Genomic DNA, 21,612 nt, shown 5'->3' with positions numbered 1-21,612 from the left:
CTGTGTGACCGAAGGGCCCCTTTCGCGAGTAGATCGAGCGAAGGGGCCCTTCGCTCAGATCAGGGCGCGCAGGGCCTCGCGGGTCGTGGCGAGGGCGGCCGCGGGCTCGTCCCAGAAGACCATGTGCCCGGCGCGCGGGACCTCGACGATCGTGGCCCCGGGGTTCGCCTTCGCCGCCTCCTCCGCGCCGGCGGCGGTGACGACGGGGCTGTCGCCGCCGTGGACCAGCACGGTCGGCGCGGGGACCGAAGGCCAGGTGGCGAAGAAGTCCTCGGACTCGAAGCCCGCGTGGGTCGCGACGATCGCGTCGCGCGAGATCGAGCCCATCCAGTGGGCGCGCAGCTCCTGCTCGCGGCGGGGCCAACGGGGCCACGACTGCGCGACCTCGTCGGCGTCGGTACCGCGTCGGGCCTGGTCGAGCTGGCCGAGGAACGCGTCGAGCGTCGTCGGGTAGGGCCCGCGTCCGGGGCCGCTCATCGGGGGATCGACGAGCACGGTGCCGCGCAGGTCGAGGCGGGTGACGGCGACGGCGGTGATCCGCGCGCCCATCGAGTGCCCGAGCACGAGCGGGCGCTCGAGGCCGAGCTGCTCGATCACCGCGGCGACGTCGGCGGCGTAGGTGTCGAGGTCGTAGGCGTCCCCGTTGTCGGAGAACCCGCGGCCGCGCACGTCGAGGACCAGGGGGCGCACGAGGTCGGTGAGCTCGCGGGCGACGAAGTCCATGCTGATCGCCGGGCTCGTGATCCCCGGGATGATCAGCAGCGGGACGCCGTCGACGGGGCCGTGGTCGAGGACGTGCAGGCGGACGTCGCCCCCCGACGGCTGCCGCGAGCGCACCCAGCGGCTCACCGCCGCGGTCTCGGCGAGGTCGGCCAGCGCGGGCTGGGTCAGGACGCGCGCAGCTGCGGGTTCGGTCACCGATCGGCCTTCCGGAAGGGGTCGTCGAGGTAGGACACGGCGTCGTCGAGGGTGACGACGTCGGAGTACTTGGCCTGCAGGTCGTAGAGCGCGGCGTCGTGCGGGCCGCGTGCGCGGTCGCCGCAGGCCTCGGCGACGACGAGCGTGTCGAAGCCGGACTGGACCGCGTCGACGGCGGTCGCGCGCACGCAGCCCGAGGTCGTGGCGCCGCAGATCACCACCGTGTCGACGTGCAGGCCGGTGAGCAGCGCGGCGAGCGACGACCCGTGGAACGCCGAGGCGCCCTTCTTGAGGATGAGGTGGTCGTCGGGGGACAGGCCGAGGCGCGCGTCGAGGGCGACGGCCTCGCTGCCCTCGCGCAGTGCGCGCACGCCCGGGGCCTTGCGCAGCCACGCGACGGCGTCGCCGTCGGCCTCCGCGGCGGTGAACGAGACGGCGGTCGCGATGACGGGGACGTCGCGGTCGTGGGCGACCTCGACGAGCCGGGCCGCCGCGGCGACCTCCGCGGTCAGGTCGGCGCCCAGCGGGAAGCCGGGCTCGGTGAACCCGCGCGTGAGGTCCACGACCACCAGCGCGGGACGCGGGCCCCGCGGGACGGTGGCGCCGAAGCCGGCGCGGTCGTAGACGGCGTCGGTCTCGGCGCCGTGCAGGGTCTCGTCAGCGGTCACGGTGTCGCAGCTCCTCGATCAGCATCTTCTGGCCGCGCAGGCGGCCCCACAGGTAGCCCTGGACGACGCCGACCAGCGCGGCGCCGGCGAGCGCGGCCCAGCGCCCGGCGTGGGGCGGCAGCAGCATCGCGAGCCCGTCGAGCGCCTGGTCCTCGCTCGGCGTGTCGCGCGGCGAGGATGTGGCGATCCTGGCGTCAGACGCCAGCGATGCCGCATCGCTGGTACTGCCCGCGAGCTCGCCGGCCAGGTTGCGGGCGAACTGGTCGAGCAGGCGGCTCGACACCGTCGTGATCGCGCCCTTGCCGAACTGCGCGATCTTGCCGCGGATGAGCAGGTCGGTGTGCAGGTCGAGGGTCGAGCCGCCGTCCGCCTCGATCACCGAGAGCACGACGTCGGCCTCGGCGTCCCCGGCGCCGTGGGCGTCCGAGGCGCGCGCGGACAGGCGCAGCGTGCGCTGGTCGGGCACGACCTCGGTGAAGCGCAGGGTGCCCGCGTAGGCGGCGCTGATCGGGCCGACCTTGACCTTCACGCGCCCGCGGTACGCCTCGCCGTCACGGCCCTCGAGCGTCGCGCCGGGCAGGCACCCGGCGACGCGCTCGACGTCGTTGAGCAGCGCGAACACCGCGTCCGGCGCGGCCGGGACCGCGAGGTGGTTGTCGAGGATCACGACGGAATCTCCTGACGTCGCGAGCACGCCGTCGCGTGCACCGCGTCGACGATGGTCTGGTAGCCGGTGCAGCGGCAGAGGTTCGCCGAGAGCGCCTCGCGGATCTCCTCGCGCGAGGCGTCCGGCTGCTCGTCCAGCACGCCCTCGGCGAGCATGAGGAAGCCGGGCGTGCAGAAGCCGCACTGCAGGCCGTGGTGGTCGGAGAACGCCTGCTGGAGGTCCGACAGCCGGCCCTCGGCATCCAGCGACTCCACCGTGCGCACCTCGGCGCCCTCGGCCTGCACGGCGAACACGAGGCACGCGCGCACCGGGGCGTCGTCGAGGAGCACGGTGCACGCGCCGCACACCCCATGCTCGCAGCCGACGTGCGTGCCGGTGAGGCGCAGGTCGTGGCGCAGGACGTCGGCGAGCGTGCGGCGGGGCTCGACCACCACCTCCTGCTCGGTCCCGTTGACGGTCAGCGACAGCAGATGCGGATCGTTCACAGCCCGCCCTCCAGTGCGTCCAGTACGACCCGGGGATGGATCGGCGTGGCGTCGAGCTCGACGCCGGTGTGGCGCAGGGCGTCGTTGACGGCGTTGAGCACCGCGGCGGGCGCGCCGATCGTCCCGCCCTCGCCGGCGCCCTTCGCCCCGTTCTCGGTGAACGCGCACGGCGTCTCGAGGTGGGCGATCGACACGTCGGGGATCTCGGTCGCGGTCGGCACGAGGTAGTCGATGAACGACGCCGCCGACGGCTCGCCGTGGGCGTCGTAGGTGATCTCCTCGAACAGCGCGCCCGCGATGCCCTGCGCGATCCCGCCGCGGCACTGCCCCTCGACGACCTTCGGGTGGATCACGACCCCGCAGTCCTCGACGCACGCATAGCGCAGGATGCGGATCGCCCCGGTGCCCGGGTCGGCCTCGACGACCACGGCGTGCGTGGCGTTCGAGAAGGTCCCGTCGCCGGGCACGTCGAAGCTCGCGGTGGCGGTCAGCGCCGGCTCGACGTCCTTGGGGAGCAGGTGGCTGCGCAGGTAGGCGACGTCGGCGATGTCCTCGTACGTCAGGCGCCGGTCCGGGTCGTCGAGCTGGACCACGCCGCCGTCGCCGTCGAGCGCGACGTTGTCCGGGCGCGTCTCGAGCAGGTGCGCGGCGATCCGGCACAGCAGCTCGCCGAGCCGCTGCGAGGCGAGCGCGACGGCCGAGCCGCCGATCGTCACCGACCGGGACGCGAACGTGCCCCAGCCGTAGGCGATGCGCTCGGTGTCGCCCTGGCGCAGCTTGACGCGCGCCGTGTCGATGCCGAGGCGGTCGGCCACGATCTGCGCGAACGTCGTCTCGTGCGACTGGCCGTGGTTCATCGTCCCGCTGGTGACGACGACGGCCCCGGTGGTGTCCATCCGGATCTCGGAGAGGTCGAAGCCCGGCACCACGGTCATCTTGCGCTTGGCGAACGCCTCGGAGCCGTAGCCGGTGCGCTCGGAGAAGCAGCAGAAGCCGATCCCGATGTGCCGGTCGGTGCTCTCGCGCAGCTCGTACCAGCCCTCGTCGCGGATCGTCGCCTCGGCGAGGTCGAGCGACTCGCGGTAGGTGCCGGGGTCGTAGGTGACGGCGTTGACGCCGGTGTAGGGGAACTCGGTGATGACGTTGCGGCGGCGGACCTCCACCGGGTCCAGCCCCAGCTCGCGGGCGGCGCGCTCCATCACCCGCTCGATCGCCACGACGTACTGCGGGCGGCTGACCCCGCGGTACGGGGCGGTCGGGGCCTTGTTGCTGGTCAGCGCCCGGCCGCGCACACGGTAGGCGGGCACGCGGTAGACGCTGGGCATCTCCGCGGACGCCATGAGCGGCTCGATGCCCGCGGTGAAGGGGTAGCAGGAGTAGGCGCCCATGTCGCAGACGACGTCGACGTCGAGCGCGGTGATGTGCCCGTCGGCGTCGAACGCCGCGCGCGTGCGGTAGGTCTGCTCGCGGGCCAGGAAGCCCGCGGTCAGCGCCTCGCGCCGGTCCTCGATCCACTTCACGGGACGGTGCAGCCGCTGCGCGACGGCGGCCACGGCGACCTCCTCGCGCCCGACCACGCACTTCTGCCCGAAGCCGCCGCCCATGTCGGGCACGGTGACGCGCACCGTGCGCTCGGGGACGTCGAGGCAGCGGGCCACGAGCGTGCGCACCTGGTGCGGGACCTGCGTGCAGGTCTGCACGAGCAGTTGGTCGTCGCGGGCGTCCCACGACACGACGACGCCGCGCGTCTCGAGCGGGAGCGCGTTCTGGCGCCCGCTGCGGGTGGTCACCTCGACCGTGACGTCCGCGTCCGCGAACGCCTCGTCGACGCCCGGCGTGTCGAACATCGACACGTCGAGCAGCACGTTGTCCGGGGCCTCGTCGTGGACCGTCGTGCTCGCGCGCAGCGCGGTCTCCTCGTCGACGATCGCGTCGAGCGCGGTGTGCTCCACGACCGCGGCCTCGATGCCGTCCTCGACGGCGTAGGGGTCGCGCGCGACGACGATCGCGAGCGGCTCGCCCACGAACCGGATCTTGTCCTTGGCGAGGATCGGCATCGCCGTGGGCGTGAACTCCTCGGCGGGACGGTCGAGCAGCGCGACGATGTCGCCGAGCGCCAGGTCGCTCGCGTCGTAGGCGGCGACGACGCCCTCGACCGCGCGCGTGGCGGTCAGGTCGATACCGGTGATCTGCGCGTGCGCGACCGTCGCGCGCACGAAGCCCGCGTGCAGCATCCCGCTCAGGGTGATGTCGTCGACGAAGCGCCCGCGGCCGGTGAGCAGGCGCGGGTCCTCGTGGCGGGGGATCGAGGCGCCGACCCAGCGGCCCCGGTGCCCGTCGAATCGAGGGCCCTCGGCGCGCGGCTCGGTGGCGTGGCCGTCGCCGGGGAGCTCGGTCGCGGTCATCGCAGCCCTCCGGAGGCCTCGCGGCAGGCGTCCGCGACCAGCGTGCGGGTCAGCCGGCGGCGGTAGGCGGCCGTGGTGGTGGCGTCGTCGGGGGGATCGACGGCGGCGGCGGCCGCGTCGGCGACCGCGCCCCAGAGGGCGTCGCCGGCGGCACCGCCCGCGGCGAGCACCGCCTCGGCCTCGGGCACGCGGACCGGCGCGGGGGCGACGCCGCCGAGCACGATCCGCCCGCCGGTCGCGGCGGTCCCCTCGAGGTCGAGCGCCACGGCGGCGTCGACGACGGCGAAGTCGCCGTGGCGGCGCGCGAACTCGCAGAGCGCGGCGTGCGGGGCGGGCCGGGTGAAGCGGACCTCGACGACGACCTCGTCGAGGTCGACGGCGGTGGCGTAGAAGCCGTGGAAGAGCTCGTCGGCGGGGATCTCGCGGCGCCCGGACGGGCCCTCGGCGACGACGACCGCGTCGAGCAGCAGCGCGAGCAGGCACCACTCGGCGGTCGCGTCCCCGTGCACGAGGCTGCCGGCCACCGTGCCGCGGCTGCGGATCGGCAGGTGCCCGACCCAGCGCATGGCGCGGGAGAGCACGGCGAAGCCCTCCGGCAGCGTGGCCTTCTCCACGGCGTGGTGGGTGACCAGCGCGCCGAGGGTGAGGTGATCACCGTCGGAGCGGATCGCGGTCATCGCCGGCAACCGGCGCAGCGGCCCCAGGTCGACGAGTGCCGAGGGGCGGGCGAGCCGGAAGTTCATCATCGGCATGAGGCTCTGCCCGCCCGCGATGACCTTGGGGTCCTCGCCCGCCGCGGCCAGGTCGGTGAGCAGCGCGACGGCGTCGGCCACGTCGTGCGCGCGGTGGTAGGTGAACGCGGCGGGCTTCACGTCGCGGGCCTCCTTTCCGTGGAGCGTTCTGGCGAAGGGCACCCCCGGCCCGTCTAGCTGACCGAAGGTGCCCTTCGCCCGGAACGGGGAGCGCGGCGTCAGGCGCGGGTGCGCTCGGGGTCCGTCGTGGCGGGCTCGTCGGGCTCGTCGGCGGGCACGTCGGTGGTGATCCGGTCGAGCTCGCGGCCCGCGGTCTCCGGCGCGCCGACCCACATGAAGATCACGGCGCCGACGACCAGCACCCCGAGCAGGGTGAACGTCAGCGGCAGGCCCAGCACCGGCCAGAGCACGCTGCCGAACAGCAGCGGGGCGAAGCCGGTGATCGCACGGCTCGAGGACGACGCCCAGCCGAAGCCCGAGGCGCGCAGCTCGGTCGGGTAGAGCTCCGAGACGTAGGCGTACATGACCGGGATGACGATCAGCGCGAACAGCCCGAACGCCCCGATCGCGATGACCGCGGCCGTCGGCGTGCCGAGCAGCAGCGAGAAGGCGACCAGCGTCGCCGCGGCGACCGGGCCCGCGATCGCGATGACGCGCTTGCGGCCGTAGCGGTCGACCACCAGCACGGACAGGGCGACACCGACGATGCCGAGCGCGTTCATCAGCGTGGTCGAGGCGAACGCGGCGATCTCGCCGAAGCCCTCGGCCTTGAGGATCGAGGGCATCCAGCTCAGGGCGGCGTAGTAGACGAGCATGACGGCGATGAACAACGACCACGCGACGGCGGTGATGGTCGGGTTGAACGCCCAGACGCGGCGCAGCTGGTCGGCGGCCGCGGCCCACGCCCCACCGCGCTTGTCCTCCTCGACGGCGGCCGGGATGACGTACGGCTCGTGGGCGGCGCCGGTGCGCGCCACCATGTCGTCGATGACCGCGCGGGCCTCGGGCTCCCGGCCCATGCGGGAGAGGTAGAGCGGCGACTCGGGCACGCCGCGACGGACCCAGAACAGCAGCAGCGCCGGCAGGATCATCAGCACGAGCATCCAGCGCCAGTTGCCGTCGACCGGCACGAGCAGCGTCGCCGAGACCCCGGCGAGCGTCGCGCCGATGGGCCACCAGCCGTCCATCGCGGCCAGCACCCGGCCGCGCTGCTTCTTGGGCGAGAACTCGCTGACGATCGCGTAGTCGACGGGGATGCAGCCGCCGAGGCCGACGCCGGCGAGGAAGCGCAGCAGCAGGAAGACCTCGATGTTCGGCGACAGCGCGCCGAGCACCGAGAAGATCGCGAAGATCAGCAGGGTGATGCTGAAGGCCTTCTTGCGGCCGATGCGGTCGGCGACCGTGCCCCAGGCGACGGCGCCGACGGCCATGCCGATGAGGTTCGCGGTGGCGACGAGCCCCCGCTGGGCGGGCGAGAGCCCGAACTCGGTGCCGATCAGCGGGGTGAGGAACCCGTTGAGGGCGACGTCCCAGGCGTCGAACATGTAGCCGAGGCCGCCGATGAGGAAGATCTTTCCTTGGACGCCCCAGCGCCAGGGAAGATCCTGGACGATCTGGTCTCCGGTGCGCATCTGTTCGCTCCCGTCGCGGGTGGTGGGGGGTGGTGTCGGTCCGCGCGTCAGCGGGCGAACTGGTAGTGGATGGACTCGGTGTCGTGGTCCTGCAACGGGCTGCCGTTCCACAGCCAGTCGTACGAGACGTCGGACTCGCCGTCGAACCGGCGCAGCTTCTCGTCGCGCTCGCGCTGCTCGGGGCCGTCGGGCAGGTGGTAGAACGCCATGTTCTGCAGCGAGGCGTCCTGCACCATGCCGGCGTGCTTGGCGCGGCGGTCGACGTAGCGCACCAGGGCGCCGTCGATGTCGTCGCGGGTCACCCGGCCGAGCTCCTCGGCGAGGACGGCGGCGTCCTCCATCGACTGCGAGGCGCCCTGGGCCTGGTAGGGGAGCATCGCGTGGCAGGCGTCGCCGAGCAGCGCCACGCGGCCGTCGACCCACACCGGGTCGCGCCGGCGCCGGTACATCGCCCACAGCGAGACGTCCTCGGGCTTGGCCTTCGAGAGCATGGCCGGCACCCGGTCGTCCCAGTCGCCGAAGTCCGCGGCGAGCTGCTCCGGGGTGGCCGGGCCGCTCCAGTCGGCGGCGATGGTGTCGGTGCACGGTACGATGGCGACGACGTTGAGGTACTGGCCGCCGCGGATGACGTAGTGCACGAGGTGCTTGTCGGGGCCGTACCAGATGGTCGAGTGGTAGCGGTCCACGAGGAAGCGGGTGGCCGGGTCCGCGGCGATCAGCTCGCCGGGGATGAGCGCGCGGTAGGCCATCTCGCCGGAGAAGACGAGCGAGTCGTCGAAGCCCGCGAGGTCGCGGACCGCCGAGCGGATGCCGTCGGCGCCGACCAGGACGTCGCCGGCGAAGCGGCGGCCGTCCTCGGCGACCGCGACGGGACGCGTCGGGTCGGTGCGGTCGAGCTCGGTGACCTTGGCGCCGGTGTGCAGCGCGACGACCGGGCCGGGGCCCTCGGGGTCGGCGCAGGCGTCGAGCAGGACGCGGTGCAGGTCGGCGCGGTGGTAGTGCCAGTACGGGGCGCCGTACTGGTCGATCACCCGCTGCCCGAGGGGGAGCTGGGCGATGATGCTGCCGTCGGCCCAGCGGCGGCGGACCTGGTCCTCCGGCTGCGTGCGGATCGCCTCGAGCTGCGCCCGCAGCCCGAGCCCGATGAGGATGCGGCTGGCGTTCGGCGCGGTCTGGATCCCGGCGCCGATCTCGCCGAGCTCGGGCGCGGCCTCGACCACGGTGACGCGCGTGCCGCGCTGGCGCAGCGACAGCGCGGCGCACAGGCCGCCCAGCCCTCCTCCGACGATGGTGACCTCGAACGACTGGCTCGCCATCTGGCCGCCCTCCCGGTGTGGTGCTCGCGTTCGGCTGCGTTAAATCCGAGCACGTACTATCCGAGGACGCAATACCTCGACGGGTCCCGAGACGCGGCTGTAACAGATCGCGGGCGCGCGGATGGGCCGTTCGGCCTACGAGGGAGGGCTCGCCCGCTCAGAGCGCGTCGCGCTCGGCGACCCGCTCCCACTCCTGACCGAGGTCGTTGAGGAGCGACGCGAGGTGCGGGCGGTGCTCGGCCGGGCAGCCGGCGAGCAGGGCCTCGTCGAGTGCGCGGGCGCGGCGGTTGGTCTCCGCGAGCGCCGCGGTGCCCTCGTCGGTGAGCGTCAGGACCTTCGCGCGGGCGTCGTGCGGCGCCTCGTGGCGGGCGATGAGCCCGCGACGCTCCATGCGCCGGCAGACGTCGGCCATGGTCGAGGTGTCGAGGGCGACCGCGCTGGCCAGGGACGTCTGGTCCGCGTCCGGGTAGGCCCGCACGGCCGAAAGCACGGCGAACTGGGGGCCGGTGAGCACCGGGTCGACGTGGCGGGTCCACGCGGCGAGGTAGGCCTGGTAGAGCCGCCGCGCGCCGTAGCCGGGCGCGGCCACGAGGTCGGACGGCGGGTCGAGGCGGACGCGGCGCCGGGTCGTGTCCTTGCTGGTCGCCGCTCTCGTCACCGCGCTCACCCCGTCCGTCGCGCCCCACGTGACCCTCGGGCCACTCCCCGTTCCTCGGATAATACGTGCTCGGAACGAATGCGGGGCCCGACGTGACGCGTCCGATCGGTCGGTCCACGGCCTCGAGCGCGAGGCCGGTGCTGCGCGGCCCGAGGAGCCCGACGTCGTGGCGGAGCAGCAGGATCACGGGCACGACGACCTACGTGACCCGCGAGAGCGTCCCCGGTGTCTGCCTAGGAGACTGCTGAACAACGGCGTGTTGGGTGGGCGGGGCGCCTCGGCAGTCGTGCTGCGGTCAGCACCTGTGGGGTGCGACAAGAGGTCGCCCCGCCCGGTGGCGATGGTGCGTCGGCGAGGGTGGGTGTCCAGGTCGGTGAGCTGTCCTGTGGCCGGATCGTTCAGATGGTGCCGAGGGCCCAGCGGTCGTGGTCGAGGTGCAGCCCGAGGGTGAGCAGGCGGCGCAGGTTGATCGCGGCGACGCGGGTGTGCAGCCAGGCGTTGTTCTTGACCACCCCGCGGTGCGGGACCCGGCGGTTGCCGCGGGTCAGCCAGGCGATCGAGCGCTCCACCATGGGCCGGTGCCGTCGATAGCTCTCGAGGTGCTCGGGGAGCCCGGCGCGGGCGCGGTGGGCGCGTTGCAGGGCGTGGTGCGGCCCGAGATGCAGGGTGCGCCCGTCAGTGGCGGTGGTGCATCGCTCACGCAGCGGGCAGCCCCGGCAGTGCACCCCGAAGATCACCGCTCCGCTGCCGGTGACCGGGCGGGTGACCCCGTTCGGGCAGGTCACGGTGTCGGTCGTCGCGTGGTGGGTGAAGTCGTCGAGGGTGAACCCGCCGGGGATCGCCGGGCGCAGCGGCCACGGCTTGATCACCGCCTGGTGCCCGGCCGCGTCGAGTGCGGCCAGGGCGTCGCCGGTGCCGTAGGCCGAATCGGCCAAGACCTCGACCGGCCCGACCACGGCCGCGCAGTCGAGGGTGTCGAGGGTGGAGTCGTCGGCGAGCAGGGCGATCCCGACGGTGGCGTCGCTGTTGTCCGGGCCAGCGGCCTTGGTCAGGGCGGTGTTGGTGATCAGCCCGGTGTCGGGCTCGACCACCACGTGGGCGCGGTAGCCGTCCTGGCGGCGCTCCCGGGACTTGTGGGCATGGCGGGTGTCGGGGTCGACGGTCGAAATCACCCGGTCAGGGGCGACCTTGGTCGCGATCCGCCAACGCCCGTCGGTGCCATCCGAGCCCTCGGCCGGTTCGACGTCCTGACCGGCCACCAACGCCAACAACGCCACCGCCTCGACCTGCTTGGCATCCAGGCCCCGGCCGTGAGGGTGGCGCGTCTCGAGCTCGGCCAGCACCGCCAGCGCGTCGCCCACCAGCGCCGAGACCAGCTCGTCGCGCGCGGCCGGATCGTCCCAGGCGATCTGCGGCTTGCCCGGCCGCGCGTAGTCCTGCCCGCTGGTCGTGACCGCGGCGACGACCTCGGCGCCGGCGGGGACCTCACGGGCGACCCGGCGGATCGCAGCGATCAGCTGGGTGACGGTGTCCTGACGGGCCACCGCGTCATCGAGGATGGTCGAGTCCAGCGCCCGGCGGGTCTTCCCGGCCACCGCCCCGGTCTGCGAGACCACAGCCGCGACGGTCTCGAAGATGCGATCCGGCCGGTCGGAGGCCGCCAGCCGTCGCCGCCAATAGGTCAACGTCGAGGAGTCGAACGCGGTGTCGATGATCGCCAGCCCGCACGCGGCCTTCCACCGCAGATCGAACGTCAGCGCCTCGACCGCCTCCCGATCCGAGAGCCCGTGCAGCGCCTGGAGCACCAGCACCGTGGCCACCACCTCCGGCGGCACACTGGGCCGGCCCCGGCGGGTCGGGAACAGATCGGCGAACAGCTCCGGCGGAAACAACCGAGTCCGGTGGGTGGCCAGGAACGCGAACACGCTGCCCGACTTCAGCAGATGCCCCGCGACCGACTCCACATCCAGCAACTCACGCTGATCATCAGAGCGACCCTGCACCCGACAAGGATCCCAGCCCCAGCCCGGACCGCCAGCGCCGACGCGCTGACTTCTTCAGCAGTCTCCTAGCGGACGAGAAGTCCCTGCGGGTCGCGGCCGAGCCAGGCGACCAGCCGCTCGTGGGGCGCGGCGTCGGCGGCGACCGCGACCGGCGGGCCGAACGGGATGTCCCCGCCGCGGGGCTCGGCCGGCAGCACCCGGTGGGCGGTCTCCTCGACCGCGAGGGCCAGCTCGTCGTCGAGGCCCTCGGTGCGCCCGGTCGCCGCGGCGAGGTCCCAGGCGTGCACGGTGAGCTCCTGGACGTAGCCGAAGCCGACCAACCGGCCGGGCATCGTGCCCCACGGCACCGTGAGCACGCGGTCGAGGACCGCCTCGTCGTGCACCCACACGCGGTCGATGTCGACCCGCGCGGCGGCGATCTCGGCGTCGTGCGTGCCCCGGGCGACCTCGGGGGTGGAGGTGATGTCGGCAAAGTGGCCGCCGGCGCCGACGTGGGCGATGCGGCGGTGCACGCCGACGAGGTGGTCGAGCAGGGTGCGGACGTCCCAGTCGGCGCACGGCGTCGGGCGCTCGAGGGCGTCGGGCGCGGTACCGGCGACGAGCTCGCCGATCTGGTCGAGCGCGCGGGTCAGCAGGGGGCGGGGGTCGGGCGCGGTCATGGTGCTCTCCTTCTCCGGGGGATGATCAGCGGTGGTCGTCGTGGCGTGCCACGCGCAGGAGCAGCGCGGCCCAGGTGCGGTAGGGGCGGAGCCCGTCGATCAGGTCGTCGAGCGGGTCGTCGGCGTGGCGGCCGTGGAGGCGGGCGAGCGCGGCACGGCAGCGGGGCTCGCCGTCGGGCCACTCGTCGACCACCCCGCAGGAGCGCAGCCAGATCAGCGACGCCCCGAAGTCGCCGATGCCGCGGAGGCGCGTCAGCGCCGCGCGGGCGCCGTCCGGCCCGAGCGCGCGCAGACGGTCGACCTCGAGGTCGCCGGCCAGCGCGGCGTCGGCGACACCGTGCAGCCGGCGCACCTTCTCGGCATCGAGGCCGGGGAACTTCTCGACCGCCCGCAGCGCCTCGGGGCCCGGGAACGCGTCGACCTCGGCGCCCGCCACGGTGAGCGTCTCGCCGTGGGCCGCCGCGAGGCGCCGGAAGACGGTGCCGGCCTGACGCTCGCCGATCCGCGCCGAGACGACGCTCCACGCGGCGGCCTCGTACGGCGTGCCGAACAGCGTGGGGCGCAGGCCGGGGTGCGCGGCCATGAGCCGGCCGATCGCGGGGACCCGCCGTCCGACGTCGGGGTAGTCGCGCGCGTCGTGGTCGAGCGAGAGCAGGCGCGCGACCTGGGCGAGGGCCCGGTCGGGCGCGGCGTGGGCCCCGGCGATCTCGACCTCGACCGGCCCGTCCGGCGCGGCCTGGCGCAGCGCGACGGCGACGGGGCGCTGGTCGCCGTCGAGTGGTGCGGTGAGGCGCAGCGGCTCGCCCGCCGAGGGCGCGTGGCGGGTGATCGGGCCCCAGCGGCCGACGAAGGCGCGGGTCTGCTCGAGGTCGAACGGGCCGAGGGGCTCGAGGACACCGGTGGCGAGTGCGGCGGTCATGAGGAGAGAGTGCGACCTGATACACGACACCTGCTGTCGTGTTTCTCGGGCATTCTCGGGACGTGCGCTCGGACCGCCTGCTCGCGACGCTGCTGCTCCTGCAGACCCACGGGCGGATGCCCGCGCCCGAGATCGCCCGCCGGCTCGAGGTCTCGACGCGCACCGTGCAGCGCGACGTCGAGGCGCTGTCGTCGGCGGGGGTGCCGGTGTACTGCGAGCGCGGGCGGCGCGGCGGCGTCGCGCTGCTCGAGGGCTACCGCACCGACGTCACGGGGATGACCGACGACGAGCTGCGCGCGCTGGTGGCGCTCGGCGCCTCCGCGGACGGGGGCGCGCTCGGCACCGCGCTGGCCTCCGCGTCGCGCAAGCTGCTCGCGGCCGTGCCGGACGCGCGGCGCGAGGGCGTCGACCGGGCCCGGCGGCGCCTGCTCGTCGAGCACCAGGGCTGGCGGCGCGCGCCCGAGGACCTGCCCGCGCTGCCCGCGCTCGACGCCGCCCTGGTCGCCGACGAGCGCGTGCGCATCCGCTACGCCACCGGGGACGCCGCCGTCGCCACGTGGCGCACGGTCGACCCGTACGGCCTGGTCAGCAAGGCCGGCACCTGGTACCTCGTCGCGGCGCACCGCGGCCGGCCGAAGATGTACCGCGTCGGCCGGGTCCGCGAGGTCGCCGCCACCGGGGCGCCGGCCCGCCGCCCCGACGGGCGCGACCTCGGCGCGGTGTGGGCCGAGCTGCGCGACCGCCTGGAGGCGCCGACCGACGAGGTGGACGTGCGGGTGCGCGTCGACCCGGAGTGGGCCCCGACGCTGCGCCGGGTGGCGATGGCCGTGATGGCCGGGCCGTGGCGCCACGAGGGCACCGACGCCGACGGCCGCGAGGTCCTGGTCGCGCCGTTCCGCTCGCTGCTCGCCGCGCGGGCCGGGCTGCTGGGCTACGGCGACGCGGTCGAGGTGCTCGCCCCGGAGGCGCTGCGGGACGAGATGGCGGCGGCCGCCGCGCGTGTGGTGGCCCTCTACAGCGTGCCGTCCCCGCCCCCGCCCGATTAGGGTCACGCGCCATGACGAGCGTGCTGGTGACCGGCGGCGGCGAGCGACTGACCGAGGTGGCGGAGGCCATCAGGGCCACCGGGGCGGAGACCACGGTGGTCGACACGCTCGACCGCCTCGGCGAGGCGGTGGAGGGGCGGACGTTCGACGCCTACGTGCAGCTGCCGGTGGCGATGACCCCGCGCGGGGGCAGCCTGGTCGGGCGGGTCGAGCAGTTCCTGTCCGAGGGTCTGCTCAGCCGCTTCCGGGCCGCCGAGACCGTCCTGCCCGTGCTGCACGACGCCGCGACGGTGGTGCTGGTCGGCGGGCAGACGAACATCGACACCGAGGCGCCCGACGACCAGCAGGCGCGCACCGCGCTCATGCGGGTGCTCGCCCACGCCCTGCGCGCCGAGCGGGCGCCCGGGCACCTCCGGGTGCGCACCGCGGGGCCCGAGTGGAGCGGCGCGGACATCGCGGCGAGCCTCGACGGCAGCAGCACCCCCTCGCAGACCCCGTCCGAGCACGGCGCCGACCGCCAGGCGATCGGCAAGGCCTACGCCGACTGGCGCGCCGAGGTGCTGGGGCTGGTCCGCGTCGAGTTCTAGGTCGTCCGGACCGCACCGACCGGGTGCGGGCCCTCGGGACCGCCGTCCACCGACGTGGCGGCGGGCCCGAGGGCGCGCTCCGGTCAGGTGCTGGCCAGCGCCGAGCCCTGGCGGTACTCCTCCCACGGGATCGTCCAGTCGGCGATGTCGCCGTCGCGCGTGGTCAGCGGACGCTCCGAGCCGACGATCTCCACCGGGTCGCCCATCTGCACCCAGTTGAAGAAGAACTGGCCGTTGGCGGGCGAGAGGTTCACGCAGCCGTGCGAGACGTTGCTGCGGCCCTGCTGGCGCGTGGTGGCCGCGTTGACGTGCACGAACTCGCCGTTGTTGGAGATCCGCACCGCGAGCGGCAGGTCCTCGTCGTAGAAGCCGGGCGTGCCCTCGGCCGGACCGCCCCACGTGTCCGAGCGCATGCGCTTGACCTCGTGCTTCTCGAACGCGACGTGCACGCCGTACTGCGTCGGGTACTGCGCCCGGCCGTAGGACGCGGGCATGGTCCGCAGCTCCTGGCCGTCCTGATAGAGCACGAGCGTGTGGGCGTTGACGTCGCCGCGGGCCCGCTGGTCGCGGCCGACGGTGAACGAGAACGAGCGGTCCTCCGCGCCGTAGACGCCCTCGCCGCTGTCGACACCGAAGAGGCGGGCGGTGACGCTCACCTGCGTGCCCGGGCGCCAGTACTCCTTGGGTCGCCAGTTGAGCTGCTCGTCGGACATCCAGCGGAACGAGCCCTCGGTCGGCGTCGAGGTCGCCACCGACACCCGGCGCTCGACGGCGGCCCGGTCGGTGACGGGGGTGTCGAAGGTGATCGAGATCGGCATCGCGACGCCGACCGTCTGCCCGTCGGTGGGACGGATGCTCGCGATCTCGAGGGTCTCCTCGGGCGCGACCGTCCGGAAGGTCTGGTCGAGCGGGGCGCCGGGGCGGCCCTGCTCGTCGACGCCCGCGGCCTGCACGCGGTACTCGGTGCCGTAGGCGAGCTGCGGGCTCGTCCAGCGCGTGCCCGAGGGATCGGGCGTGCCGGCCAGGGCGGCGCCCCCGCTCGGGGTGACCGTCACCGACGTCAGCCGCCCGCCGGCGGCGGACACGATCAGCGGCTCGGCCGGGGCGACGTCCACCGCGCCCGGGGCGACCGACGCGGCCAGGGCGACCGGCGGCACGGGCGGCGGCGCCGGGGCACCGGCGCCCGCGCACCCACCCAGGAGAGCGATCAGGGCGAGCAGCACGACCACCGGGCCCGTCGTCGCCCGATCGAGCCCCCGACCCGTCCGCATGCGGCTGCTGTCCGTCCTCGACACACCGTCCCCCTCGTCCCGATCCGGGACATCCGATTCCTCATCCTCAACCATGCGAGACGCATCGGCACCGTGCGCGGTTGCGTGTCGACGGTGTCGATCCCGCATCGGACATCTCGGGCGCACCGAGAGCCACCGTCCGCCCCCGGACGGCTGGGTCGAACGGGTGACGCGCGGTCGGCGCGTCTCAGCACCGTCTCAGGCCGTCCGGCCACACTGGGCGGATGCGGATCCTCGTCGCGGACGACGACCGGGCGGTGCGCGACTCGCTGCGCCGGTCGCTGGCGTTCAACGGCTACCAGGTCGAGCTCGCCTCCGACGGGCAGCAGGCGCTCGACGCCCTGGCCGACGACGCCGGCCCCCGTCCCGACGCGCTCGTCCTCGACGTGATGATGCCGCGCGTCGACGGTCTCGAGGTGTGCCGCCGGCTGCGCAATGCGGGTGACGACATCCCCGTGCTCGTGCTCACGGCGCGGGAGGCGGTGTCGGACCGGGTGGCCGGGCTCGACGCGGGCGCCGACGACTACCTCGCCAAGCCCTTCGCGCTCGAGGAACTGCTGGCGCGCCTGCGCGCGCTGCTGCGCCGCACGTCGCCCGACGACGGGGCGGGCGCGCCCGACCCGGAGCCGCTGCGCTTCGCCGACCTCTCGCTCGACCCCGTGACGCGCGAGGTCCGCCGGGGCGAGCGCCCGATCAGCCTCACGCGCACCGAGTTCTCGCTGCTCGAGCTGTTCATGGCCAACCCGCGCCGGGTGCTGACCCGCAGCCGGATCCTCGAGGACGTCTGGGGCTACGACTTCCCGACCACCGGCAACGCACTCGAGGTCTACGTCGGCTACCTGCGCCGCAAGACCGAGGCCGAGGGCGAGGTCCGCCTCATCCACACCGTCCGCGGCGTCGGCTACGTCCTGCGCGAGACCCCGCCGTGAGTATGTGAGCGAACTTCGGGGCGATAGCCCCGAAGTTCGCTCACATGGGGACGGGCTACTTCGTGGCGACCTCGTCGGCGTACTTCTTCGTCATGTGGTCGACGGCCTCGAGCTGGGTGGCCGCGTACTCGTCGCGCTTGAGCCCGGCGCGCTCCTTGGCCGCCTGGGTCGACTCGGCGTGGCTGCGCCCGCCCCACGTCGTGCCCTGGAAGTGCGGGACGACGTTCTGGGCGATGAGCTCCCACGAGCGCTTCGTGGCCTGCGGGTTGGCCCACTCGTGCCCGAGCAGCAGCATCGCGCCGAAGCCGCCGGACTGGTCGGCGAGCCGCTGGACCTGGGCCTTCGCGTCGTCGGGCGTCCCGATCGCGCCGATGCCGGCCTCGTTGATGAAGTCGATCATCTCCTTGACGTCGCCGCCCTCGACCGCCATCTGCGGGAACGCCGCGGTCTTCTGGAAGTAGCGGAACCACGACTCGATCCCGTACTCGACGTCGCGGTAGGCCTGCTCCTTGGTCTCCGCGATGTGCATGAGCCCGACGAGGCGCCACTTCTCGCGGTCCGGCGTCGGCTGCCCGAAGTGCTGGGCGCGCTCCTCGACGACGTTCCAGTGGTGGGCCAGCGCGTCGAAGCCGTCCGGGGAGAGCGTCGCGCCGATCGAGAGCAGGCCGACGCCGTGCCGCCCGGCCATCCGCGGCCCGGTGGGGGAGGCGACGGCCGCGACGGCGATGTCGAAGCACGGCTCGGTGTAGGGCCGCAGCTGCAGCTGGGCCTCGACCAGGTTGTGGGTCTTCGTCTGCTCGGTGACGACCTCGCCGCGCAGCAGCCGCATGATGATGTCGAGGTTGACGTCGAGCAGCTCGCGCGTGTCGGTGGGGTTCAGCCCGATCATGGCCGAGTCGCTCGGGAGCGAGCCGGGGCCGACGCCGAGCATCGTGCGCCCGCGCGTGAGGTGGTCGAGCAGGACCATCCGGTCGGCCACCCAGAGCGGGTTGTGGTAGCTCGCCGAGGTGACGCCGGTGCCGAGCTTGATCCGCTTGGTCCGCTCCGCCGCCGCCGCGATGAAGATCTCCGGGGACGCGATGATCTCGCTGCCCGCCGAGTGGTGCTCGCCGATCCATGCCTCGTCGATGCCCAGCGCGTCCAGGTGCTCGACCAGCTCGAGGTCGCGCTGCAGCGCGAGGGTCGGGTTCTCACCGGCGCGGTGGAACGGGGCCAGGAACGTGCCGAAGCGCAGTCTGCTCACGGGGGTCTCTCCTCGACGTCTTCCGTCCGACCACCCGACCGTAAGCCGGGTCACAGCCATACGTACAGACCCTGTGACGCTGCGTAGCAATCGTGTCGAACGTCAGCGCGTCGTCAGCTCCGGGGCACCCAGAAGCGCAGCAGCGCGCCGCCCTCGGGCGCCCGGGCCGCGGAGACGCCGCCGTGGTGGCGGTCGGCGACCTGGGCGACGATCGAGAGCCCGAGCCCCGACCCGCTCATGGTCCGCGCGTCCAGCGAGCGGTAGAAGCGCTCGAAGACGAGGTCGAGCTCCTCGTCGGCGATCCCCGGGCCCTGGTCGGCCACCTCGAGCACGGCGGTGCCGGGCCGCTCCGGCGCGACGCCCTCGCGCAGGGTCACGCGCACCCGTCCCCCCGGCGGGCTCCACTTCGCGGCGTTGTCGAGCAGGTTCAGCGCCGCGCGCTCGAGGGCATTGGCGTCGCCGGTGACCTCGCACGACGCCAGCTCGACGTCGAAGGTGACGTTCTCGGCCGCGGCACGGCGCCGGGCCCGGTCGAGGGCGCGCTCCACGACGTCGGCGAGGTCGAGCGGCTCGGCGGTGACCTCGGGCGGGTCGTCGCGGGCGAGCTCGACGACGTCGCCGATGAGGTTCGCGAGCTCGTCGACCTGGGCGCGCAGGTCGGCCTGGAGCTCCTCGCGGTCCTGTGCCGACAGGGTCGGCGCGCCCGGCTGCCCGGACGCCCGGTCGGAGGCCATGAGCAGCTCGAGGTTGGTCCGCAGTGACGTCAGCGGCGTCCGCAGCTCGTGGCCCGCGTCGGCCACGAGCCGGCGTTGTCGTTCGATCGACGACGCCAGCGCGGCCAGCATGGCGTTGAAGCTGCTGGTCAGGCGGGCGAGCTCGTCGCCGCCGGTGACGGGGATCGGGCGCAGGTCGCCGGTGCGCGCGACGCGCTCGGTCGCCGAGATCAGCCGCTCGACCGGACGCAGCCCGGCGCGCGCGATCGCGACGCCGGTGAGCGCGGCGAGCAGCACCCCGGACGCGCCGGCGACGAGCAGCACCACCGCGAGCTTCGAGAGCGTCCGCCGCGTCGGGTCGAGCTCCTGGGCGAGCACGAGGGCGCGCCCCTCGCCCGCGTAGACCGCGACGACCCGGTAGACCTCGCCGTCGGCGATGCCCGTGCGCACCGACGTCGCCGGGGCCTGGCGCGCCGCGGACACCTCGGCGGCCCCGAGCGGCGGGCTGTTGCCGCGCAGGGTGACGAACTCGCCGTCCGCCGTGACGATCGCCACCCGCACCTCGCCGGCGGCCAGGGCGTCCGAGGAGACCCGCAGCAGGATCGCGGGGTCGGCGAGGTCGCCGGACGCGGCCACCGTCGCGCGCTGCACGAGACTCTCGTCGAGCTGGTCGTAGAGCGCGCGCTGGGCCGTGAAGAACACCGCGATCGCGATGAGCGCGACGAGCAGGCCGCCGCCGACCGAGACGAGGATGCCGACCCGCCGGCGCAGCGGGATGCCCTGCAGGATGTTCCGGATCAGCCCGGGCGGGGGCTCCTCGTCGTCGCTGACCGCGGCGCGCCCGTCCGGGGCGCGGGTCGGGGCGCCGAACGGGACGCCCGGGCGACCGGTGGGCGCTCCCGTGGTGTCCGCGGCGTGACCGTCGGCGCCGCCGACACGGTCGTCGACGGCGGCGGGACCCTCGGTCGACGGGCCGGCTGCGGGACGTTCCACCCCTCCAGCTTCCCCCGTCCCCGGACCGGGCGGGGGCGGGACGCCGGGCGACGCGGCCGGAGGGTCGATGCGAGAGGCTGGGGGCATGAGCGAGAACGACGCCGCGCCCTCCGCTCCGGACGGCCCCGGCCCCTCGGGCGGCGACGCCCCCGGCGGCTCGACGTCCGCCTCGCCCACCGTCCACGGTGCCGCGGAGACGGCGCCCACGGGCCCCGGTGGGGTGCGCTGGGCCGAGGGCACCGGCCGCGAGTACGAGACCGCGCGCGTCGCCACCGGTGAGGGGGCGGCGCCCTACAGCGCACCGAGCCAGGCACCGAGCCAGGCACCGAGCCAGGCGCCGACGCAGGCCACGCCACCGCCGCCCGGCCAGGCCCCGCCCGGTCTGGGTGCACCCCCGTCCTCGACGGGCGCGACGGCGGCGTTCGGGCCCGTGCCGTCCTACCCGCCGACGGCACCGCAGACCCGCGAGGCGCCGCTCGGCGGCCCGCCGACGTCGCCGGGCGGCCCGGGCACCGGCTGGGGCGCCGCCTCGGCCGGGCCGGCGACCCCGCCCGGCGGCTGGCCCCGCGACCCCGGCGGCGGCTGGGGCGCCGCGACGCCCGCCGGCCCGGGTGGCCCCGGCGGGCCGGGCGGCGGCTCCGGGTCGCGGCGTCGCGGCACGCTGGGGCTGGTCGCGCTCGCGCTCGTCGCCGGACTCGTCGGCGGCCTGCTGGGCGGCCTGATCGTCGGCGGCACCGGCGGCTCGTCCAGCTCCTCGCAGGGCACCGCCCTCGACGAGCCGGTGCCCGAGGGCGAGGGCCCGGCGCCCGCGCCGGGGTCGGTCGAGGCGGTGGCGGCGAACGTGCTGCCCAGCGCCGTGCAGATCCGCGGCCGGGCGGGCGAGGGCTCGGGGATCGTGCTCTCGGCCGACGGGCTGATCATGACGAACAACCACGTCCTGCAGGCCGGCCAGGGCGGCGGGCTGGAGGCCATCTTCTCCGACGGGCGGGCGGCGCCGGTCCAGGTCGTCGGGACCGCGCCGGCGGCCGACATCGCGGTGGTCCGGGCGAGCGGGGTCGGCAACCTGCGGGCGGCGACGCTGGGCAACTCCGACCAGCTCGTCCAGGGCCAGCCCGTGATGGCCGTCGGCTCGCCGCTCGGGCTCTCGGGCACGGTGACGACCGGCATCGTCAGCGCCCTGCAGCGGCCCGTCGAGGCCGGCGGGTCCGGCGCCGGGCAGAGCAGCGTGCTCGACGCGATCCAGACCGACGCCGCGATCAACCCCGGCAACTCCGGCGGTCCGCTCGTCGACTTCGAGGGCCGGGTGATCGGCGTGAACACCGCCATCGCGAGCGTCACCGGCAGCGCCGGGCAGGAGGGCGGCTCGATCGGTCTCGGGTTCGCGATCCCGATCAACCAGGCCCGCCGGCTCGCGACCGAGCTCGTCGACACCGGCCAGGCCACCCAGGCCGTCATCGGGGTGGGCGTGGCGAACGCGGCGCCGCGCGGGGCGGCGATGGCCGACGTGCAGCCGGGCTCGCCCGCGGCGACGGCCGGGATCGCGGCGGGCGACGTCGTGGTGGGCGTCGACAACCGGGTCATCGAGGACGCCAACGCGTTCGTCGCGGCGATCCAGTCGCGGGCGCCGGGACAGACCGTGACGCTGACGCTGCAGGCGCCGGGCGGCACGCGGCAGGTGCCGGTGACGCTCGGGAGCCGGGTGATCGGCGGCCGCTGACGCCGGCGGGC

The 21,612-nt window shown here is 74.7% G+C and carries 19 protein-coding genes; 4 read left to right on the top strand and 15 right to left on the bottom strand.

The window, feature by feature from the left end:
• Nucleotides 1–54: 54 nt before the first annotated feature.
• From PHK61_RS07530 to PHK61_RS07475, 12 genes are all read right to left on the bottom strand, one after another.
• On the bottom strand, nt 55–918 hold the full coding sequence (locus PHK61_RS07530; protein ID WP_274280357.1) for an alpha/beta fold hydrolase: 864 nt from the start codon (nt 916–918) through the stop codon (nt 55–57).
• Nucleotides 915–1,586 carry an isochorismatase family protein gene (locus PHK61_RS07525; RefSeq protein WP_274280356.1) on the bottom strand — a complete coding sequence of 224 codons (672 nt, stop codon included), beginning with the start codon at nt 1,584–1,586 and terminating at the stop codon, nt 915–917. The genes PHK61_RS07530 and PHK61_RS07525 overlap by 4 nt, the downstream gene beginning before the upstream one ends.
• Nucleotides 1,576–2,253, bottom strand: a complete 678-nt coding sequence (locus tag PHK61_RS07520) for an SRPBCC family protein (RefSeq protein ID WP_274280355.1) — start codon at nt 2,251–2,253, stop codon at nt 1,576–1,578. The genes PHK61_RS07525 and PHK61_RS07520 overlap by 11 nt, the downstream gene beginning before the upstream one ends.
• Nucleotides 2,250–2,738: a (2Fe-2S)-binding protein gene (locus PHK61_RS07515; RefSeq protein ID WP_274280354.1), complete on the bottom strand. Its 489-nt coding sequence runs from the start codon at nt 2,736–2,738 to the stop codon at nt 2,250–2,252. Before PHK61_RS07515 ends, PHK61_RS07520 begins: the two co-directional genes overlap by 4 nt.
• Nucleotides 2,735–5,143 carry a xanthine dehydrogenase family protein molybdopterin-binding subunit gene (locus PHK61_RS07510; RefSeq protein ID WP_274280353.1) on the bottom strand — a complete coding sequence of 803 codons (2,409 nt, stop codon included), beginning with the start codon at nt 5,141–5,143 and terminating at the stop codon, nt 2,735–2,737. Before PHK61_RS07510 ends, PHK61_RS07515 begins: the two co-directional genes overlap by 4 nt.
• Complete coding sequence (locus PHK61_RS07505) at nt 5,140–6,015, bottom strand: FAD binding domain-containing protein (protein ID WP_274280352.1); 876 nt, start codon at nt 6,013–6,015, stop codon at nt 5,140–5,142. Before PHK61_RS07505 ends, PHK61_RS07510 begins: the two co-directional genes overlap by 4 nt.
• Nucleotides 6,016–6,113: 98 nt before the next feature.
• Nucleotides 6,114–7,526 (bottom strand): MFS transporter, encoded by a 1,413-nt coding sequence (locus PHK61_RS07500; RefSeq protein ID WP_274280351.1) that lies wholly within the window; start codon nt 7,524–7,526, stop codon nt 6,114–6,116.
• A gap of 47 nt (nt 7,527–7,573) precedes the next feature.
• Nucleotides 7,574–8,842: an FAD-dependent monooxygenase gene (locus PHK61_RS07495; protein WP_274280350.1), complete on the bottom strand. Its 1,269-nt coding sequence runs from the start codon at nt 8,840–8,842 to the stop codon at nt 7,574–7,576.
• Between the two features lie 157 nt (nt 8,843–8,999).
• On the bottom strand, nt 9,000–9,500 hold the full coding sequence (locus PHK61_RS07490; protein WP_274280349.1) for a MarR family winged helix-turn-helix transcriptional regulator: 501 nt from the start codon (nt 9,498–9,500) through the stop codon (nt 9,000–9,002).
• Nucleotides 9,501–9,898: 398 nt separating this feature from the next.
• Complete coding sequence (locus tag PHK61_RS07485) at nt 9,899–11,503, bottom strand: IS1182 family transposase (RefSeq protein WP_274280348.1); 1,605 nt, start codon at nt 11,501–11,503, stop codon at nt 9,899–9,901.
• 65 nt (nt 11,504–11,568) lie between these two features.
• Complete coding sequence (locus PHK61_RS07480) at nt 11,569–12,162, bottom strand: TIGR03086 family metal-binding protein (protein WP_274280347.1); 594 nt, start codon at nt 12,160–12,162, stop codon at nt 11,569–11,571.
• A gap of 25 nt (nt 12,163–12,187) precedes the next feature.
• Nucleotides 12,188–13,081, bottom strand: coding sequence for a DNA-3-methyladenine glycosylase family protein (locus PHK61_RS07475; protein ID WP_274280346.1), 894 nt, complete (start codon nt 13,079–13,081; stop codon nt 12,188–12,190).
• A 62-nt stretch (nt 13,082–13,143) separates the two neighbouring features.
• Here PHK61_RS07475 and PHK61_RS07470 point away from each other — a divergent pair, with 62 nt between their 5' ends.
• Nucleotides 13,144–14,127, top strand: a complete 984-nt coding sequence (locus tag PHK61_RS07470) for a helix-turn-helix transcriptional regulator (RefSeq protein ID WP_274280345.1) — start codon at nt 13,144–13,146, stop codon at nt 14,125–14,127.
• Nucleotides 14,128–14,138: 11 nt separating this feature from the next.
• Nucleotides 14,139–14,714: a hypothetical protein gene (locus PHK61_RS07465; RefSeq protein WP_274280344.1), complete on the top strand. Its 576-nt coding sequence runs from the start codon at nt 14,139–14,141 to the stop codon at nt 14,712–14,714.
• Between the two features lie 83 nt (nt 14,715–14,797).
• Here the strand turns inward: PHK61_RS07465 and PHK61_RS07460 are convergent, their stop codons facing one another.
• Nucleotides 14,798–15,985: a L,D-transpeptidase gene (locus PHK61_RS07460; RefSeq protein WP_274280343.1), complete on the bottom strand. Its 1,188-nt coding sequence runs from the start codon at nt 15,983–15,985 to the stop codon at nt 14,798–14,800.
• A gap of 245 nt (nt 15,986–16,230) precedes the next feature.
• Between PHK61_RS07460 and PHK61_RS07455 the strand changes: the two genes are divergently transcribed.
• The gene (locus tag PHK61_RS07455; RefSeq protein WP_274280342.1) at nt 16,231–16,935 is read left to right on the top strand and encodes a response regulator transcription factor; all 705 of its coding nucleotides are present in this window, start codon (nt 16,231–16,233) and stop codon (nt 16,933–16,935) included.
• Nucleotides 16,936–16,990: 55 nt separating this feature from the next.
• Here PHK61_RS07455 and PHK61_RS07450 read toward each other — a convergent pair whose 3' ends face one another.
• Together PHK61_RS07450 and PHK61_RS07445 are read right to left on the bottom strand one after the other, a co-directional pair.
• Entirely contained in the window at nt 16,991–18,178 is a 1,188-nt protein-coding gene (locus tag PHK61_RS07450) for an LLM class flavin-dependent oxidoreductase (RefSeq protein ID WP_274280341.1), read from the bottom strand.
• A 113-nt stretch (nt 18,179–18,291) separates the two neighbouring features.
• Nucleotides 18,292–19,884: a HAMP domain-containing sensor histidine kinase gene (locus tag PHK61_RS07445; RefSeq protein ID WP_274280340.1), complete on the bottom strand. Its 1,593-nt coding sequence runs from the start codon at nt 19,882–19,884 to the stop codon at nt 18,292–18,294.
• A gap of 85 nt (nt 19,885–19,969) precedes the next feature.
• Between PHK61_RS07445 and PHK61_RS07440 the strand changes: the two genes are divergently transcribed.
• Nucleotides 19,970–21,601: a S1C family serine protease gene (locus PHK61_RS07440; protein WP_274280339.1), complete on the top strand. Its 1,632-nt coding sequence runs from the start codon at nt 19,970–19,972 to the stop codon at nt 21,599–21,601.
• Nucleotides 21,602–21,612 lie beyond the last annotated feature (11 nt).

Source organism: Actinomycetospora lutea, from assembly GCF_028737205.1.
Lineage (GTDB): Bacteria > Actinomycetota > Actinomycetes > Mycobacteriales > Pseudonocardiaceae > Actinomycetospora > Actinomycetospora lutea.
The sequence above is the reverse complement of the archived record's forward strand: the minus strand, read 5'-3'. Positions and strand labels throughout refer to the sequence as shown.

Coding starts and splice junctions, on each gene's coding strand:
- PHK61_RS07480 (WP_274280347.1), bottom strand. CDS start 12,162: ATGACCGCGCCCGACCCCCGCCCCCTGCTGACCCGCGCGCTCGACCAG.
- PHK61_RS07455 (WP_274280342.1), top strand. CDS start 16,231: ATGCGGATCCTCGTCGCGGACGACGACCGGGCGGTGCGCGACTCGCTG.
- PHK61_RS07510 (WP_274280353.1), bottom strand. CDS start 5,143: ATGACCGCGACCGAGCTCCCCGGCGACGGCCACGCCACCGAGCCGCGC.
- PHK61_RS07465 (WP_274280344.1), top strand. CDS start 14,139: ATGACGAGCGTGCTGGTGACCGGCGGCGGCGAGCGACTGACCGAGGTG.
- PHK61_RS07495 (WP_274280350.1), bottom strand. CDS start 8,842: ATGGCGAGCCAGTCGTTCGAGGTCACCATCGTCGGAGGAGGGCTGGGC.
- PHK61_RS07475 (WP_274280346.1), bottom strand. CDS start 13,081: ATGACCGCCGCACTCGCCACCGGTGTCCTCGAGCCCCTCGGCCCGTTC.
- PHK61_RS07500 (WP_274280351.1), bottom strand. CDS start 7,526: ATGCGCACCGGAGACCAGATCGTCCAGGATCTTCCCTGGCGCTGGGGC.
- PHK61_RS07440 (WP_274280339.1), top strand. CDS start 19,970: ATGAGCGAGAACGACGCCGCGCCCTCCGCTCCGGACGGCCCCGGCCCC.
- PHK61_RS07460 (WP_274280343.1), bottom strand. CDS start 15,985: ATGCGGACGGGTCGGGGGCTCGATCGGGCGACGACGGGCCCGGTGGTC.